16 protein-coding genes are annotated in these 16,501 nt (G+C 37.3%); 11 read left to right on the forward strand and 5 right to left on the reverse strand.

Annotation, left to right across the window (positions count from 1 at the left end):
- The first annotated feature begins 152 nt into the window (after nucleotides 1–152).
- The gene (locus tag LMD38_RS26950) at nucleotides 153–1,097 is read left to right on the forward strand and encodes an ABC transporter substrate-binding protein (RefSeq protein ID WP_016719029.1); all 945 of its coding nucleotides are present in this window, start codon (nucleotides 153–155) and stop codon (nucleotides 1,095–1,097) included.
- A gap of 145 nt (nucleotides 1,098–1,242) precedes the next feature.
- Nucleotides 1,243–2,547, forward strand: a complete 1,305-nt coding sequence (locus tag LMD38_RS26955; RefSeq protein ID WP_016719028.1) for an HD domain-containing protein — start codon at nucleotides 1,243–1,245, stop codon at nucleotides 2,545–2,547.
- Between the two features lie 39 nt (nucleotides 2,548–2,586).
- Here LMD38_RS26955 and LMD38_RS26960 read toward each other — a convergent pair whose 3' ends face one another.
- Complete coding sequence (locus tag LMD38_RS26960) at nucleotides 2,587–2,772, reverse strand: 2-hydroxymuconate tautomerase (RefSeq protein WP_001147171.1); 186 nt, start codon at nucleotides 2,770–2,772, stop codon at nucleotides 2,587–2,589.
- Between the two features lie 112 nt (nucleotides 2,773–2,884).
- On the opposite strand from LMD38_RS26960, the gene LMD38_RS26965 reads away from it, so the two are divergent.
- Together LMD38_RS26965 and LMD38_RS26970 are read left to right on the forward strand one after the other, a co-directional pair.
- The gene (locus tag LMD38_RS26965; RefSeq protein WP_061184162.1) at nucleotides 2,885–3,559 is read left to right on the forward strand and encodes a site-2 protease family protein; all 675 of its coding nucleotides are present in this window, start codon (nucleotides 2,885–2,887) and stop codon (nucleotides 3,557–3,559) included.
- A 25-nt stretch (nucleotides 3,560–3,584) separates the two neighbouring features.
- Entirely contained in the window at nucleotides 3,585–4,094 is a 510-nt protein-coding gene (locus LMD38_RS26970) for a YwhD family protein (protein ID WP_000136687.1), read from the forward strand.
- 129 nt (nucleotides 4,095–4,223) lie between these two features.
- On the opposite strand, the gene LMD38_RS26975 is transcribed toward LMD38_RS26970, so the two are convergent.
- Both LMD38_RS26975 and LMD38_RS26980 read right to left on the reverse strand, forming a co-directional pair.
- Complete coding sequence (locus tag LMD38_RS26975; RefSeq protein ID WP_000372977.1) at nucleotides 4,224–6,275, reverse strand: transglycosylase domain-containing protein; 2,052 nt, start codon at nucleotides 6,273–6,275, stop codon at nucleotides 4,224–4,226.
- Nucleotides 6,276–6,374: 99 nt separating this feature from the next.
- Nucleotides 6,375–7,100, reverse strand: a complete 726-nt coding sequence (locus LMD38_RS26980; protein WP_227585493.1) for a glycerophosphodiester phosphodiesterase — start codon at nucleotides 7,098–7,100, stop codon at nucleotides 6,375–6,377.
- Nucleotides 7,101–7,252: 152 nt separating this feature from the next.
- Between LMD38_RS26980 and LMD38_RS26985 the strand changes: the two genes are divergently transcribed.
- The 4 genes from LMD38_RS26985 to speB all read left to right on the forward strand — a co-directional run bounded on the left by LMD38_RS26985 (nucleotide 7,253) and on the right by speB (nucleotide 10,911).
- Entirely contained in the window at nucleotides 7,253–7,660 is a 408-nt protein-coding gene (locus tag LMD38_RS26985) for a MerR family transcriptional regulator (protein WP_000276568.1), read from the forward strand.
- A 5-nt stretch (nucleotides 7,661–7,665) separates the two neighbouring features.
- Complete coding sequence (locus tag LMD38_RS26990) at nucleotides 7,666–8,829, forward strand: MFS transporter (protein WP_227585492.1); 1,164 nt, start codon at nucleotides 7,666–7,668, stop codon at nucleotides 8,827–8,829.
- 164 nt (nucleotides 8,830–8,993) lie between these two features.
- Nucleotides 8,994–9,821, forward strand: coding sequence for a polyamine aminopropyltransferase (gene speE, locus LMD38_RS26995; RefSeq protein ID WP_000424696.1), 828 nt, complete (start codon nucleotides 8,994–8,996; stop codon nucleotides 9,819–9,821).
- A 217-nt stretch (nucleotides 9,822–10,038) separates the two neighbouring features.
- Nucleotides 10,039–10,911 carry an agmatinase gene (gene speB, locus LMD38_RS27000; RefSeq protein ID WP_001209831.1) on the forward strand — a complete coding sequence of 291 codons (873 nt, stop codon included), beginning with the start codon at nucleotides 10,039–10,041 and terminating at the stop codon, nucleotides 10,909–10,911.
- A gap of 237 nt (nucleotides 10,912–11,148) precedes the next feature.
- Here speB and LMD38_RS27005 read toward each other — a convergent pair whose 3' ends face one another.
- A complete protein-coding gene (locus tag LMD38_RS27005; protein ID WP_016719025.1) occupies nucleotides 11,149–12,186 on the reverse strand; it encodes a PTS sugar transporter subunit IIC in 1,038 nt (345 codons plus the stop codon).
- A gap of 234 nt (nucleotides 12,187–12,420) precedes the next feature.
- Here LMD38_RS27005 and LMD38_RS27010 point away from each other — a divergent pair, with 234 nt between their 5' ends.
- Nucleotides 12,421–12,783 (forward strand): YxeA family protein, encoded by a 363-nt coding sequence (locus LMD38_RS27010; protein ID WP_000779929.1) that lies wholly within the window; start codon nucleotides 12,421–12,423, stop codon nucleotides 12,781–12,783.
- A 25-nt stretch (nucleotides 12,784–12,808) separates the two neighbouring features.
- On the opposite strand, the gene LMD38_RS27015 is transcribed toward LMD38_RS27010, so the two are convergent.
- Complete coding sequence (locus tag LMD38_RS27015) at nucleotides 12,809–13,795, reverse strand: S66 family peptidase (protein WP_227585491.1); 987 nt, start codon at nucleotides 13,793–13,795, stop codon at nucleotides 12,809–12,811.
- 202 nt (nucleotides 13,796–13,997) lie between these two features.
- On the opposite strand from LMD38_RS27015, the gene LMD38_RS27020 reads away from it, so the two are divergent.
- Nucleotides 13,998–14,435 carry a YwiB family protein gene (locus LMD38_RS27020; protein ID WP_000414867.1) on the forward strand — a complete coding sequence of 146 codons (438 nt, stop codon included), beginning with the start codon at nucleotides 13,998–14,000 and terminating at the stop codon, nucleotides 14,433–14,435.
- Entirely contained in the window at nucleotides 14,435–16,105 is a 1,671-nt protein-coding gene (gene argS, locus LMD38_RS27025) for an arginine--tRNA ligase (RefSeq protein WP_227585490.1), read from the forward strand. The genes LMD38_RS27020 and argS overlap by 1 nt, the downstream gene beginning before the upstream one ends.
- Nucleotides 16,106–16,501 lie beyond the last annotated feature (396 nt).

A 16,501-nucleotide genomic window follows, 5' to 3' on the forward strand; every position in this document is an offset into this window, starting at 1 on the left:
CGTTGAGCTTCTTATTAGTGAATAGGAAGTTGAACACCCGTTAGAACGGGGCATAAGCAACAATTAATAAATATATATTGATTAATTGTTAATCTTGTTTCTTATAGTTCACTGTAACTTATAAGAGAAATACAGCTAGAAGGAGTGGGAACATGAAGAATTTTAAAATGGCGTTATTAGCAATGGTACTAGTCGTTACTTCTGTACTATTTGCAGCTTGTTCTAACAAAGAAGAGAAAAAAGCAGATGCGAAAGATGCGAAGACCGAAGAGCGCACTGTACAACATGCAAAAGGGGAAATTAAAATTCCTGCAAATCCAAAGAAAATTGCTGACCTTAGTGGTTCAACAGAAGAATTGTTAATCTTTGGTATGAAACCAATTATTACTGCTAATACATCTCAAGAAAAAATTGATGCACATATTGCAAATAAATTAAAAGACGTTAAACCGGTTGGCTCTGCTTGGGGCGATAAAATTAATATCGAAGCAGTAGCTGCTGCAAAACCAGACTTAATTCTTGTAAACGATCGTCAAGAAAAGATTTATGATCAATTATCTAAAATTGCACCAACAGTTATGTTAAAAACTCCATTAGACCAATGGCGTCCAAAATTCGAAGAAGTAGGCCAAATCTTCGGTAAAGAGAAAGAAACAAAAGAATGGTTCAAACAGTATGATGAAAAAGCAAGCAAATTACATGATAAAATCGTTGCGAAAACTGGCGATGCTAAATTCATGAAAATGGCTGCATATCCAAACGCTTTCCGCGTATACGGTGACTACGGTTACGGTAGCGTAATCTTTAAAGATTTAAAATTACCAGCGGTTGAAGGTACACCGACTGATAAACCATTAGTTCCATTGCAAAAAGAAGGACTAATCAATTACAACCCAGATTACTTATTCGTATTTACGACTGGTGACGGTTCTCAGCGTCTAAAAGAATTCCAAGAAGAATCAATTTGGAAAAATATGAACGCTGTTAAAAATAACCACGTATTTACAATTAAAAACGAAGACTTAAACAAAGGTTACTTCCCGCTAGGTAAAGAAATGATTTTAGATGAAGTTGCTGAGTTCGTTTTAGGGAAATAATGTGTAAAAAAAACCACTTTTACTCCGGTAAAAGTGGTTTTTTCTTTATATAAGGGCAATTAATATAGTCTTTCATTTCTTTCTGTTTCCTATTTCGTTTATAATATATAGTAAGAATGCAGTAAAGAAAGGGGGATGTCGGAAAGTGGTATATTTAAACGACAAACTCAGCGAAACAAAAGTGTTTAAAGACCCGGTACATAAATATGTGCACGTGCGCGATCGTGTTATTTGGGATTTAATCGGAACGAAAGAATTTCAACGCTTGCGCCGTATTAAGCAGCTTGGAACGACATTTTTTACATTTCACGGTGCAGAGCATAGTCGCTTTACTCATTCGTTAGGTGTATATGAAATTATTCGTCGTATGATTGATGATGTGTTTGATGGCAGACCGAATTGGAATGCTGAAGATAGATTGTTATGTTTATGTGCGGCATTGCTTCATGATGTCGGTCACGGTCCATTTTCTCATTCGTTTGAAAAAGTATTTTCATTAGACCATGAGAAATTTACGCAAAAGATTATCGTTGGAGATACGGAAATTAATCGTGTATTAAGTCGTGTGGATAAAGATTTCCCACAAAAGGTAGCCGATGTAATTGCGAAAACATCTACTAATAAATTAGCGATTAGCATGATTTCTAGTCAAATTGATGCAGATCGCATGGACTATTTATTAAGGGATGCGTACTTTACTGGCGTAAAATATGGAAACTTTGATATGGAACGTATACTGCGTGTTATGCGTCCGTACGGGAATCAAGTAGTTATTAAAAATAGTGGTATGCATGCTGTTGAGCATTATATTATGAGTCGTTATCAAATGTATTGGCAAGTATATTTCCATCCGGTAACGCGCAGTGCTGAAGTTATTTTAACGAAGATTTTACACCGTGCAAAATCATTGCATGAGAAGTATTATACATTTAAAAATCACCCTGTTCATTTCTATTCTTTATTTGAAGAAGAAGTGACAGTAGAGGATTATTTAAAGTTAGACGAGAACGTTATGTATTATTACTTCCAAGTATGGCAGGACGAAGAAGATCCAATTTTAAGCGATCTATGCCGTCGTTTTATGAATCGAAACCTATTTAAATATGTAGAGTTTACAGATAAGCACGGTTTAGATAATTGGATGGAATTAAGTAGCTTATTTAAAAAGATTGGACTCGATCCAGAATACTATTTAGTAGTTGATTCAACCTCAGACTTACCGTACGACTTTTACCGTGCTGGTGAAGAAGAAGAACGTCTGCCAATCTTACTTCTTATGCCAAATGGAGAGCTTAGAGAGCTCTCACGTGAATCGGATATTGTTGAGGCGATTACTGGTAAGAAGAGAAGGGATCAAAAGCTATTCTACCCGCATGATTTAATCTATGAAGATGGAAGAAAAGGAAAATATAAAGAGAGAATCATCGAGTTACTAGAAGGAAGAAAATAAGAAGCAGCTAATGGCTGCTTCTTATGAAAAAACTTGAAATTATTTGTCGCTTAAGCGTTTTCCGCCAACTGCATAATGGTTTTTAGACATTTCTTCGATGAAAACAACGATGTTTTCTTCAGGAGCACCAGTTGTTTCGCTTACTGCTGCTGTTACTTTCTCAGCAAGAGCTTTCTTTTGTTCCTCTGTGCGTCCTTCTAACATTTTCACTGTTACGTATGGCATATATAATCGCTCCTTTTATGTAAGTTACAATCTTATTATAGCGGATTATGTGGAAGAACAATCGAAAAAACAAATAATTTCTTTTTTTGACATATGGAAGAGGAGATGAAGCATGGATCAGTTATTTAGATACCCGTTGCACCAAATTCCTTTGGTAGCAATGGCCATTATTATTGCGTTATCAGTGCATGAATTTGCGCATGCATATGTAGCATATAAATTTGGAGACGATACAGCAAAGAGACAAGGGCGCTTAACTTTATCACCAATGGCACATTTAGATCCTATCGGGATGATTGCTGTATTAATTCTTGGTTTCGGTTGGGCGAGACCAGTTCCTGTTAACCCATATAACTTTAAAAGACCTCGTCTTGCAGGGATATTAGTTTCAATTGCAGGACCGATTAGTAACTTAATTTTAAGCGCAATCGGTTTAATTATTTGGTATAGCTTATTAACATTTGGTGTATTAGACTCAATTCCATTTGCAGTAGCAGATACGCTAGCTCAATTTTTCCAGATTTTTATTATGCTGAATATCGTTTTACTTGTATTTAACTTATTACCAATCCCGCCACTTGATGGATATCGCGTAGTGGAGGATTTAGCACCAACAAATATTCGTGCGAAAATGACACAGTATGAAAAATACGGGGCAATTGCTTTATTAATTCTAGTTATTACACCGCTTAGTAATTACACAATCCAACCTATTTTTAGTGTTGTCATTCCATATGTATTTGCATTTTTAAACAGTATTATTGCGCCTATCTTTGGCCTTTTATAATCATTAAGTGAGGAGGACTTTACATATGACAGAGAAAAAGAAAAAAATCGGTTTTAATATCGTGAAAAATGATTCAACGGATGGACATGGTGGTTTTGGCGTTGGGGCATTAAGCCTAGAAAACATTTCACCCGTATTTGTCGATGTACTAGAGAAAACAGCATTTGTTGATATTGGTGCGATGCATGCACGTAGTACAGTAGAAAAAGGTATTAAGTTTTTAACAAATAAAGATGAAGTTCCAAACGGAAAACCATACTGGCTTGTGTGGGTAACGATTGAAAGAACAGCAACAGGTGCGTATTATGCAGGTGTAACAGCTTGTGAAATGACAGTTGACCGTGAAATTCGCCGCGGATATAAGTCACTTCCAGAGCACGTAAACAAAATGGATAAATCATTGAAGCGTCACATTATGGTTGACCATATGGACGAATCATCTAAAAAAGTACTTGGTACATTCTTAAAAGAACATAATGAAGCGATTTGGAACGAATCTAGCGAAGAATTGCGCCGTGCTTTATTAAGTGAATAAAAGAAAAGGATGTCTCACTAGTCAACAATCGACTAGTGAGACATCCTTTTTATTTTGGCTTGTTGTATGAAAGTATATCAACGATTCGACTAGGAGGCTATTCCACGTTCAGTGAAATAGCCGGATATTCTACCAAGGAAGGTATTTTTTCCACCAACTTGTTTTTTTCTTTTCTTCAGTTGTCTTTTCAAATTCCTCTTTATCATCAACGTGATCCATACAATATTCAGTTGGTTCTGTACCTTTTGCAAAATACATCTTCACTGAAATTGGGCAATTTTTTGTAGCAATTTTCCCGTTTTCAGGGTTAATATCGACTGCAACGACGTCACTTGGTTGTTTAAACTCTTTTTTAGGTTGTCCATCTAAGCCTTTCTCCATCGTATCGGTCCATATTCTTTTCGCATAGCCTTGTTCTGCTACGTTTGAAATTGATTTAGGTTGATCATATCCAACCCATACGCCAGTTACGAGTTGCGGGGTAAACCCAATCATCCAACTATCTGTTTCAGTAGAGCCAGATTTTCCAGCATATGTTCTTGATAGTTTAGATAACATTGATTGACCAGTTACAGCAGCATAACTGCTTAGTTTTTTATTAAACATGCCTGTCATCATTTCTTCCATCACAAATGCTTTGCTCTTATCAAGAACTTGTTTACTCTCCAAATGAGCATCGTATAAAATATTTCCTTCATGATCCATAATGCGGCGAATGAAAATAGGTTTTACTTCTTTTCCCCCGTTTGCGAACATGCTATAAGCGTTAACCATTTCAATTGGTTTTACAGGAGATGTACCGAGCGCGAGGGAAGGGACATCTTTTAATGCACTTTTAATGCCGAATTGCTTCGCCGTTTTTGTAAGAATGTCTTCGCCTAAAAATAAATTGGTCTTCACGGCATATACGTTATCAGAGACAGCAAGAGCTTGCGCCATTGTTACAAAATCGTCTGCATAATAGTCTTTATAGTTTTTCGGTTTATACTTTGAAACACCGTCACCTAAAGTGAACACGGTGTATTCGCTTTTTAAGCGCGTAGCAGGGGTGAATCCTCGTTCTAATGCCGCATAATATAGAAATGGCTTAAATGTAGATCCAGGCTGGCGAGCGGCCTGTGTAGCCCTGTTAAATTGACTTGTATTATAATCAGTTCCACCAACAAGGGCAGCTACTTCCCCTGTTTTTGGATTCATAGAGACGAGCGCAGTTTGTATGTTTGTCGTGTCAGGTATGTGGTCTTTTACAGCTTGCTCTGCAACCGATTGTAATTTCGGGTCTAGCGTTGTATAAATACGCAAGCCGCCTTTTTGTAAGGCTTGCTCATCTAATCCGATATCACGAAGAAGAGAAGCTTGTACAGCATCTTGGAAATAAGGCGCGACCTCTGCGACTTTTTTCGTATCTAATGAAGCGAAAGTTAGTGATTCTTTCTTTGCTGAAGCTGCTTGTTTCTTTGTAATATAGCCTTGTTCTACCATTTCATCTAATATAAGAGATTGTCGTTCTTTCGCACGATCTTTTTTTAAAAAGGGAGAGTAAACACTAGGTCCTTTTGGTATACCCGCGAGCATACTAGCTTCCGCTAATGTTAATTCTTTTGCTGTTTTATCGAAATATAGACGGGACGCAGCTTCGATTCCATAAGCACCATGCCCGTAATAAATTGTATTTAAATATCCTTCTAAAATATGATTTTTATTATAATTCACTTCAAGACGGATTGTGTACATTGCTTCTAATAGTTTACGTTTCCACGTTTTATCATGATCTAAGTATAGGTTACGGGCATACTGTTGTGTAATCGTACTAGCGCCTTGGACTTTTGCCATCGCTTTTAAATCAGCAACAATGGCACCAGCGATACGCTTCATATCAAAGCCATGATGTTTGTAGAATCTTTGATCTTCGATAGAAAGTGTTGCCTCTTTTACATAAGGAGAAATTTCATTGAGAGATACATTGTATCGTTTTTGCATCTCATTACTTTGTCCTATAACAGTGTCATCATTAGCATAAAAGACACTTGTTTGCGGGACAGCGACAGGAGGAGGTCCCATAATTTTTGCAACTATAATAATAACAAAAAAGGAAAAAACGAAAAAAAGAACAGAAGAAAACATTACGGTGAAGAAAAGACGTTTATATTTTTTAAGTTTCGGATTCATAGTTTGATCCATCTTTTTCAGCCCCTCATTCATACAAACATTATTGTATTAGTATTGAGGGTTTTCGATTATTTTAAACAATGAAATTTCGAAAATAAAGAGCTCCTTCAATTAAGAAAGGAGCTCAAATGCACGTGCTGGCCAATCGGTAATAATGACATCCACGCCATAATCAATCATAGTTTGTAAATCTTTGTATTCGTTAATTGTATAAGGGCGGAAAACATACCCTTGTTTTTGCGCGAGTTGAACAAATTCCTTTGTTAGTAGCTCAAAGTTTGGATGTAAACCAGTTGCTTCTCTAGTTCGTGCTTCAGCGATAGGATCAGCAAGTGGTGTGTCATATAAAATTGCTCTTGGGATTTCAGGAGCTATTTCTGCTAATAATGAAACAGAGTCGTGATTAAATGAAGAGAATACAATTTGATTAGAAAGATGATATTCTCGAACGAGAGCGACAGCCTTTTCTTCAATATTTGGATAGTGAATCACGTCTGTTTTTAATTCAATATTGAGTTGTAAGCTTGTTGTAGATAACCAAATAAATACTTCTCGTAACGTCGGAACTTTTGCTTCATGGAAAGAAGGATCTTTATAGCTGCCGGCATCTAAAGCTTGTAACTCTTCTACCGTTTTTTCAGAAACAAGACCCATGCCATTTGTTGTACGATCGACCGTTTCATCGTGAATCACGACAAGTTCACCATCTTTTGATAGGTGGACATCAAGTTCAATTCCGTGGGCGCCAATGCGTTCAGCTTCTTGGAAGGCAATCATCGTATTTTCTGGATGTGTTCCTTTTACGCCGCGATGAGCGAAAATAAGTGGTTTACTCATGTGAAATTCTCCTTATCGTTTCTTTTCTTTCATTATGAAACTGCTTTTGAAAAAATACAATTTAATATGACAAACATTTACAAAAGTCTAACAGTTGCACAAAAGTTAACGTTAACGTAAAATGTAATAATCGAGTGAAGGGAGGAATAAACATGTATAAGATTGATGAAGTTACAAAGCAAGTTGGTTTAACAAAACGTACACTTCGTTATTATGAGGAAATTGGTTTAATTCATCCCCCAGAACGTAGTGAGGGGAACATTCGCCTGTATACAGACGAAGATATCGCTAGAATTAAAAGAATTGTGGAAGCGAAAGAAGTGTTAGGGATTACGCTTCAAGAAATGCAGCATTTCTTATCGTTAAAAGAAAGAATGGAGCAAAGAAGAAATAGTGAGAATCCCCGTGATCGTGAAGTGATTCAAGAAATTAAAGAGATGCTTGAAAAACAAGTGCAAACGCTAGACGAGAAAATGGAGCAAATGCAGCGTGTAAAGGGAGAACTTGAAGACAGCTTACATCGTGCAGTGACATTTTTAGAGAATACAAAAGGAGAGTAATCAAAATGGAGAGCAAACAAAAACTAGGGAGATTGATTACAGTGGTGGCTACTTTCCTCGCCTTTTCAGGTATAGGGGTAGTCGACCCAATTTTGCCGATTATTGCTGAAAAGATTGGTGCATCGCATTGGCAAGTAGAGATGTTATTTACAGCATATATTTTGACGATGGCAATTATGATGTTACCAGCTGGAATATTTGCATCGAGATTTGGTGATAAACGAATGATGACAATCGGTCTTGCGATTGTGACTGTATTTGCGTTTATATGCGGTATATCGCAAACGATTGCTCAGTTATCTCTTTTCCGCGCTGGATGGGGATTAGGGAATGCGATGTTCTTCGCAACGGCGATGACTTTATTGATTGCATTAAGTAAAGAAGTTCATGAAGCAGTAGGATTGTATGAAGCAGCTATCGGTTTAGGAATGGCAGGTGGACCATTATTAGGCGGGATATTAGGTGGACATTCTTGGCGTTACCCATTTTTTGCGACGAGTATTTTAATTTTCTTAGCATTTATTTTAGTTTTCTTCTTTGTGAAAGAACCAGAGCGAAAAGTGAAGCGTAAAGCGGCAGGCGTAGGGGAATTACTTAACCTGGTGAAGTATAAACCGTTTATGCAAGGCGCCATTTCAGGAATGTTATACTACTACGGATTTTTCGTTGTGTTAGCATATTCACCACTTATTATGCATTTATCTGCTATTCAATTAGGATTTGTATTTTGTGGATGGGGACTCGCGTTAGCTTACGGTTCTGCAATTTTAGCACATAAGCTAGAAGGGAAATATGAGCCGAAAACATTGTTGAAAGGCAGTTTACTCGTATTTGCGCTGTTCTTAATTGCACTATTCTTCGTGAAAATTATGTGGTTACAAATTGTATTAATTGTTCTATCAGGATTAGCATCAGGATTAAATAATGCATTATTTACAAGTTATGTAATGGATATTTCACCTTATGAAAGATCTGTTACATCTGGTGTTTATAACTTCGTTCGTTGGTTAGGTGGCGCAATTGCCCCCATTTTATCAGGGATTATCGGCCACACTGTTTCACCGCAAAGTCCATTTTTAGTAGGTGGGATTGTTGTATTAGTTGGTTGTGTAATGATTTTAATTCCGATTCGAAAACCGGTAGAAGTAGAGACAAAAGCCCTTTCTTAAGAAAGGGTTTTCTTTATATGTATATGTTAGAACCCTCTGACTAAAATATATTTTCGGTATTTTTGTACTTTTAACTATACTTTTTGGATGTTTTGTTTTATTTTTGTTAGGGGACATTAATGATGTCCCTATTATAAATTTGCATTGAAAGGCGTGATTGTACGATGGAACTATGGTTCACTGAAAAACAAACAAAACATTTTGGGATTACGGCGCGTATTAACCGCACATTACATACGGAGCAAACAGAATTCCAAAAACTTGATATGGTTGAAACGGAAGAGTTCGGAAACATGCTTATTTTAGATGGCATGGTTATGACAACAGAAAAAGATGAGTTCGTTTATCATGAAATGGTAGCGCACGTACCTTTATTTACACATCCAAACCCTGAAAACGTATTAGTTGTAGGTGGCGGCGATGGCGGTGTTATTCGTGAAGTGTTAAAACACCCAAGCGTAAAGAAAGCAACTCTTGTTGAAATCGATGGAAAAGTAATTGAGTACTCTAAACAGTACTTACCATCAATTGCAGGCGCGTTAGATAATGAGCGTGTAGAAGTAAAAGTAGGAGACGGTTTCCTACATATCGCAGAAAGCGAAAATGAATATGACGTAATTATGGTAGATTCTACTGAGCCAGTAGGACCAGCAGTAAACTTATTTACAAAAGGCTTCTACGCTGGAATTTCAAAAGCGTTAAAAGAAGATGGTATTTTCGTTGCACAAACGGACAACCCTTGGTTCACACCAGAACTAATTACAACTGTGTTTAAAGACGTAAAAGAGATTTTCCCAATTACTCGTTTATACACAGCGAACATTCCAACTTACCCAAGTGGTCTTTGGACGTTCACAATCGGATCTAAAAAACATGATCCATTAGAAGTAAGTGAAGAGCGTTTCCACGAAATCGAAACGAAATACTACACAAAAGAATTACACAATGCAGCATTCGCATTACCGAAATTTGTTGGCGATTTAATTAAGTAAGAGAATCGCACGGAACAAATAAAGTGTAAGTAGCTCATTTAAGGTGTTTGTCCAGAAGACTTGAACATGCTAGCTATTTACACTTCTGTAAAGAAAATTGTCTTCTTTTTATGAAACAGAAGACCCGGTAAATCGAGAAAGAGGAGCAACTCGCTCCAAATTTGAGAAATAATGAAAGGTTGGGATACCTTAAGTTCCACATAAGGAGGAAAAGAATATGCGTTTTGATGAAGCTTATTCAGGTAAAGTATTTATTAAAAGTCATCCAAGTTTTGAAGAGTCGAAGGTAGTTATTTATGGGATGCCTATGGATTGGACAGTAAGTTACCGTCCGGGATCTCGTTTTGGCCCTGCACGTATTCGTGAAGTATCAATCGGTCTTGAAGAATATAGTCCGTATTTAGATCGTGAACTAGAAGAGGTAAAATATTTTGATGCGGGTGATATCCCATTACCATTCGGAAATGCACAACGCAGCTTAGACATGATTGAAGAATATGTATCAAAACTTTTAGATGCCGATAAGTTTCCACTAGGTCTCGGCGGTGAGCACTTAGTGTCTTGGCCAATTTTTAAGGCAATGGCAAAAAAATATCCGGATTTAGCAATCATCCATATGGATGCTCATACTGATTTACGTGAATCGTATGAAGGGGAGCCTTTATCCCACTCTACACCAATTCGTAAAGTGTGTGATTTAATTGGTCCGGAAAACGTATATTCTTTCGGAATTCGTTCTGGAATGAAGGAAGAATTTGAATGGGCAAAAGAAGTAGGTATGAACTTATATAAATTTGACGTATTAGAACCGTTAAAAGAAGTATTACCGAAACTTGCAGGACGCCCAGTCTATGTCACAATCGACATTGATGTATTAGACCCAGCTCACGCTCCAGGAACAGGAACGTTAGAAGCTGGTGGTATCACATCTAAAGAATTATTAGATTCCATCGTAGCAATTGCAAATTCAAATATAAATGTAGTTGGAGCAGACTTAGTAGAAGTAGCTCCTGTCTACGACCATAGTGATCAAACACCAGTCGCAGCAAGCAAATTCGTGCGGGAAATGCTGCTCGGTTGGGTGAAATAAAAGCGGAATCCGCTGTAGCTGGATAAAGTAAGAGCCCTCTATATGATTAGGGGCTCTTATTTTGTCGTTATGTGTCGGTAAGTCGATATGTCTTGTCGAATCGTCGATATAATGAAAAAATCGTTGATATATTTTGAGTTGTGATCGATATATTTGAAAAATCGTCGATATAATTTCATTTACCATTACGTAACATGAAAAAGAGCTATTCCCAAACAACGGGAATAGCTCTTTTTCTTATGCAACCTTCTCTTCCGAAGTAATGCCGCGAATGTCATCAGCAGAGCGAATTGGATATTTACGGAACACGATTGATCCGATGTATCCAACAATCGTGGTAACGATTCCACATAATATAGCAGCAATTGTTACTTTTACAACGTCATTAAATCCGAATAAAACAAGAAGTCCTGGGATTGGTGATGCTGTTCCTGGTGCATTATTAACGAGCTGGAACAGAGATGTAATAATACCAGCAAGTGCACCGCCAACGAAGTTTGTCGCATAAATTGGAATCGGATTTGCTGAAACAACATCGGCTTGTGTTAAAGGTTCGATTGCTACAGCAATTGTATCTTTCTTTGAACAAATCTTTAGTCGTTTAAAGAAAATAAAGTTCATTGGGGCTGAGGCTGCTACGGCAAGACTACCAATTGCCATTGGTAAACCTGTTAATACAAGCATTGCAGTGAGTGCCATAGAACTCAGTGGAGAGGTAGAAATAACTGTTATTAATCCACCAAGCATAATACCCATGATAATAGGGTTTTCTGTAGTTGCAACTGAAATCATAGAACCGATTTTACCAAGTGTTGCGTTAACGAGCGGATCCATAAGCATTGCCATTCCGCGTGAGATTGGTGCAGCGATAAATAAAATTGCTAAAAACTCTACACCAGCCGGTAATTTCTTTTCGAGAAATTTCACGACAAAAGCACAAACGTATCCAGCGAAAAATCCTGGTAAAATACCGAATCCACTAGTAGCGATACCGATTAAAACAGCATATACGGGGGAAACACCGATTGCTAATGCGACTAAAATCGCTGCTGCGACACCGCTCATACTACCGGAAGCTTCTCCTACTGATTGTAAAAAGTCATTATGAAACATTTCTCCACCTATATAACGATGAAATGCTTCAATAAGAAAACTTGCGATTGCTGCATTAGCTAAAGCACCCATCGCCTTCATTCCGTAAGGCGCACGGTAACTGAAAAGTGTAAATAGACAAAGTACAACAAGTAATAGTGCTAAACCTTGCAAGATAGCCATTTGAAAACTGTCTCCTTTGATTTTTGTAATAAAAATTCGTATCATTCAATAATAATATAAAAGTTCATGAAACGGAAAAATTTTTTATTGGGAAATGGCTATAAGGTGAAAATGCCTTACAATAATGTAAGGAAAGTGTAAGACTTTTAGATAGAGTATAGTATGCCATTTTTCGTATAATACAAGTATAGATATATGACTAGGGAAAAAGAAGTGCAAACAGGAGGTTCATGTATGAAATTGGTAATTAAAGTTTTAGCTGTATTCGCCATTATTCTAGGTGGAACAGCGTATTATTTGAACACAAAAACAGAAGGTGTACATGCTTTTGTAGACAACTTCTTTTCAAATAAAGAAATACAAGATTATTATGCGGTAGTAGATAAAGGTGAGAAAAAAGACGGAGAATACTTGTATACTTTTAAAGGGTATACAGAAGACGGAAAGTTACAGGTTATTAAAAGAATGATGAACCGTGAATTGCATACGGGTGCTTTTATAAAAATTTATGCAAAAGGTATGCAAGGAAAAGGATGGGCTGAAATCCCGAAAGAATCAATTCCGCAAAAAGCGTTGGAAAAAATAGAAAAACGATAAAAGGAGCGACTCATTCGCTCCTTTTTTAGTGCGTTAAAATAGTAATAGATGTTTTTTCTTTGTTAGAAATGATTTTTACACGTCCGCCAATTGGGAAAGTGAAAATCGGGGTTGTATGACCGAAACTTGCGTTTGCAATGATAGGGATATGTGCAAGCTCAGGCTTTGAAGCAATCATTTCTTGCATGTCTTCTATCGTACATTCTGCACCTTTTTGCATCTTTCCTATAACGATGCCTTTTACATGTTCAAAATCTTGCTGCTGCATAAGAGAATGTAAATATCGATCAAAAGTTTTAAGGGTAGCTCTCCCAGTTAAACTATCCTCTTCAAGAAATAAAATTTTATCCTTTAAGTTTGGCATATATGGTGTACCTTGCAATAAGTTCAATGTGCTCATATTACCACCAATAATCTCTCCAGTTGCTTCGCCCTCGTGAATTGAAACATATCCTTCATTCTTAATAAACTCTCGATTTTCCTGATCAATGTACCAAGAATCATCACTCCATGTTTCAGATGGTAGGACTTCAATCGGCTCATTAGAAGTTACGCATTTTACAAAGTAATCTGTTGTATACTCGAGCCCTTTCTCCATTCCAAATGAAGAGAAATGGGGTCCTGAATATGTAACGAGTCCTGTTTTAGTGTAAATTGCATTATTTAGTGCAGTAATATCCGAATAGCCACAGAAAAATTTCGGATTTTCTCGAATTAAATTATAATTGAGGTGTTTCAATAAACCGTTAGAGTTGTATCCGCCAATTGTCGTTAAAATGGCTTTTACATTCGGGTCTCTAAATGCTTCGTGAAGGTCTTGAACGCGTGAAGAAATAGAAGAGGAAGCAAATTTGTCTATTTCATCAGCATATGTTGAGAATGTAACGTGAAAGCCCATGTCGGTTAACCTTTTTACAGCAAGCTTCCTGTTTTCAGTTGAGACAATACTTAAACTACAAGATGGTGATATTACTCTAATTTCATCACCTTTTTTCAATTTTGATGGTAGCACTTCATTCACCTCTTTAAATGAAAGAATATTTAGATTTAAAAAATATTTTATCATATGAAATAAAGTGAAAGTGAATTATGTTTTGAAATGGAGTTTTCCTGATTTTTCAGCAGACAGACAGAGGTTTTTTTTGATATGATAGGAAAAGTGATTTATTATAAGTAGTATTTAATATCTATAACAGTTGAAAGGTGTGCAAGACGTGGAGAAACAACTTGCAGGCTTGCCGGTACACGTTCATTTCGTAACAGAAATCCGTGAAGGGGCGAGGAAGGAAACCGTTGCTTTTGAAGCAAATGGTCAATACTATGTAAAAGGTCAAGGTACATACGTAACATTCCAAGAGCCGAACGAACAAGGCGAAGTGAAAACAATTATTAAAATTCAAGATGAACAAGTTCTCATTATGCGTTCAGGTGCTGTTTCTATGCGTCAAACGCATGTGAAAGGTGAATGGACAACTGGTACGTACACGAGTGAACTTGGTACGTTTGCATTGCAAACAAAGACTGATAACGTTCTTTTTAAATGGTCGGATGAAAAGAAAAAAGGACAACTCTTCTTAACGTACGCATTGCTTCTAAGTGAACAAGAAGCTGGCAGATATACAATTACGATTAATTTGAAGGAGGCAAAATAATGAATTCTTTAGAACAAGTAAAAGGATTAATTAAAGAAGAAATTCAAGCTGCTGTATTAAAGGCAGAATTAGCGACAGAAGAACAGATTCCAAATGTGGTATTAGAATCTCCAAAAGATAAGACAAATGGTGATTTCTCTACAAATATGGCAATGCAACTTGCACGCGTTGCGAAAAAAGCACCTCGTATGATCGCAGAAGAATTAGTTGCAAACTTCGATAAAGCAAAAGCTTCTATTGAAAAGATTGAAATCGCAGGTCCTGGTTTCATTAACTTCTACATGGATAATAGCTACTTAACAGACTTAATCCCAACGATCGTTAATGCTGGTGAAGCTTACGGTGAAACGAATACTGGTAAAGGTGAAAAAGTACAAGTTGAGTTCGTATCTGCGAATCCAACAGGTGACCTTCACTTAGGACATGCACGTGGTGCAGCAGTAGGTGACACGTTATGTAACTTATTAGCAAAAGCAGGATATGATGTATCTCGTGAGTACTACATTAATGATGCTGGTAACCAAATCCATAACTTAGCTCTTTCTGTTGAAGCTCGTTACATGCAAGCTTTAGGCTTAGAGAAAGAAATGCCAGAAGACGGATACCATGGTGCGGACATCATTGCAATCGGTAAGCGTTTAGCTGAAGAGTTTGGCGATCGTTATGCGAAAGCTGATGAAAAAGAAAGTTATGAATTCTACCGTGAGTACGGTTTAAAATATGAGTTAGCAAAACTTCAAAAAGACTTAGAAAGTTTCCGTGTTAAATTTGATGTATGGTTCTCAGAAACATCATTATACAAAAACGGAAAAATCGATCAAGCTCTTGCTGTATTAAAAGAGCGCGATGAGATTTTTGAAGAAGATGGTGCAACTTGGTTCCGCTCAATGACTTACGGTGATGATAAAAACCGTGTATTAATTAAAAATGACGGTTCTTACACGTACTTAACACCAGATATCGCGTATCACCGTGATAAATTAGAGCGTGGTTTCGATAAGTTAATCAACGTTTGGGGTGCTGACCACCACGGTTACATTCCACGTATGAAAGCTGCTATTCAAGCGCTAGGTTACGATAAAGAAACACTAGAAGTAGAAATCATCCAAATGGTACAACTGTATCAAAATGGTGAGAAAATGAAGATGAGTAAACGTACAGGTAAAGCAGTTACACTTCGTGAGCTTATGGAAGAAGTAGGCGTGGACGCAATGCGTTACTTCTTCGCAATGCGTAGCGGTGATTCTCATTTAGACTTCGATATGGACTTAGCTGTATCAAAATCTAATGAAAACCCAGTATACTACGCACAATACGCTCACGCTCGCGTATGCAGTATCCTTCGTCAAGGTGAAGAATTAGGATTAGCTACAGGCGGAGACGTGAACTACAAACTTGTTACTTCTGAGAAAGAAGTAGAGTTACTGAAAAAACTTGGTGAATTCCCAGCAGTAGTTGCGGATGCAGCACAAAAACGTCTACCACACCGTATTACAAACTATGCATTTGAATTAGCAGCAGCATTACACAGCTTCTACAATGCAGAAAAAGTATTAAACCAAGATAACTTAGAATTAAGTAAAGCTCGCTACGAGTTAATGAAAGCTGTACGCACTACACTTCAAAACGCATTAGCAATCGTAGGAGTATCTGCACCGGAAAAAATGTAATGAAGAAAAGCGGAAGCGGCTCGTTCAGAATAGGAGGGGGATGGAGTTCCTGACAGAGAGGCGTACTTTGCCTCGGAAGAAGGCGCGAAGCCACCGAGTATTCTAGCCGCTGAAGCTGGACAATGAAGAAAAGCGGAGCCGACTGTTTAGTCCCGAAGGCTAAGGTTCTTTCCCACAGAAGATGCATTTTATCTTCTCGTGGGGAAGGTTCTTAGATGGAAGGGGCTAGGAGGCAGAGCTAGACATAGAGAAAAGCGGAGCCGATTTTTCGCTTTCAGTAAAAGGCAATCACACGATGTTGTGATTGCCTTTTTGTATGGAGATAATAAAAAAATAAAATTTTATCAAACAAAAGGAAAATTTGCGTCGTCTTATATAAATGACAGGAGGTTTATG

The organism is Bacillus pacificus (assembly GCF_020861345.1).
Classification (GTDB): Bacteria; Bacillota; Bacilli; order Bacillales; family Bacillaceae_G; genus Bacillus_A; species Bacillus_A pacificus.

Excerpts from the sequence above, each read along its gene's own strand:
- speE (WP_000424696.1), top strand. The coding sequence starts at position 8,994 with ATGGAACTATGGTTCACTGAAAAACAAACAAAACATTTTGGGATTACG.
- LMD38_RS27005 (WP_016719025.1), bottom strand. The coding sequence starts at position 12,186 with ATGGCTATCTTGCAAGGTTTAGCACTATTACTTGTTGTACTTTGTCTA.
- LMD38_RS26985 (WP_000276568.1), top strand. The coding sequence starts at position 7,253 with ATGTATAAGATTGATGAAGTTACAAAGCAAGTTGGTTTAACAAAACGT.
- LMD38_RS26960 (WP_001147171.1), bottom strand. The coding sequence starts at position 2,772 with ATGCCATACGTAACAGTGAAAATGTTAGAAGGACGCACAGAGGAACAA.
- LMD38_RS27010 (WP_000779929.1), top strand. The coding sequence starts at position 12,421 with ATGAAATTGGTAATTAAAGTTTTAGCTGTATTCGCCATTATTCTAGGT.
- argS (WP_227585490.1), top strand. The coding sequence starts at position 14,435 with ATGAATTCTTTAGAACAAGTAAAAGGATTAATTAAAGAAGAAATTCAA.
- speB (WP_001209831.1), top strand. The coding sequence starts at position 10,039 with ATGCGTTTTGATGAAGCTTATTCAGGTAAAGTATTTATTAAAAGTCAT.
- LMD38_RS26980 (WP_227585493.1), bottom strand. The coding sequence starts at position 7,100 with ATGAGTAAACCACTTATTTTCGCTCATCGCGGCGTAAAAGGAACACAT.
- LMD38_RS26990 (WP_227585492.1), top strand. The coding sequence starts at position 7,666 with ATGGAGAGCAAACAAAAACTAGGGAGATTGATTACAGTGGTGGCTACT.
- LMD38_RS26950 (WP_016719029.1), top strand. The coding sequence starts at position 153 with ATGAAGAATTTTAAAATGGCGTTATTAGCAATGGTACTAGTCGTTACT.
- LMD38_RS26970 (WP_000136687.1), top strand. The coding sequence starts at position 3,585 with ATGACAGAGAAAAAGAAAAAAATCGGTTTTAATATCGTGAAAAATGAT.
- LMD38_RS26975 (WP_000372977.1), bottom strand. The coding sequence starts at position 6,275 with ATGGATCAAACTATGAATCCGAAACTTAAAAAATATAAACGTCTTTTC.
- LMD38_RS26965 (WP_061184162.1), top strand. The coding sequence starts at position 2,885 with ATGGATCAGTTATTTAGATACCCGTTGCACCAAATTCCTTTGGTAGCA.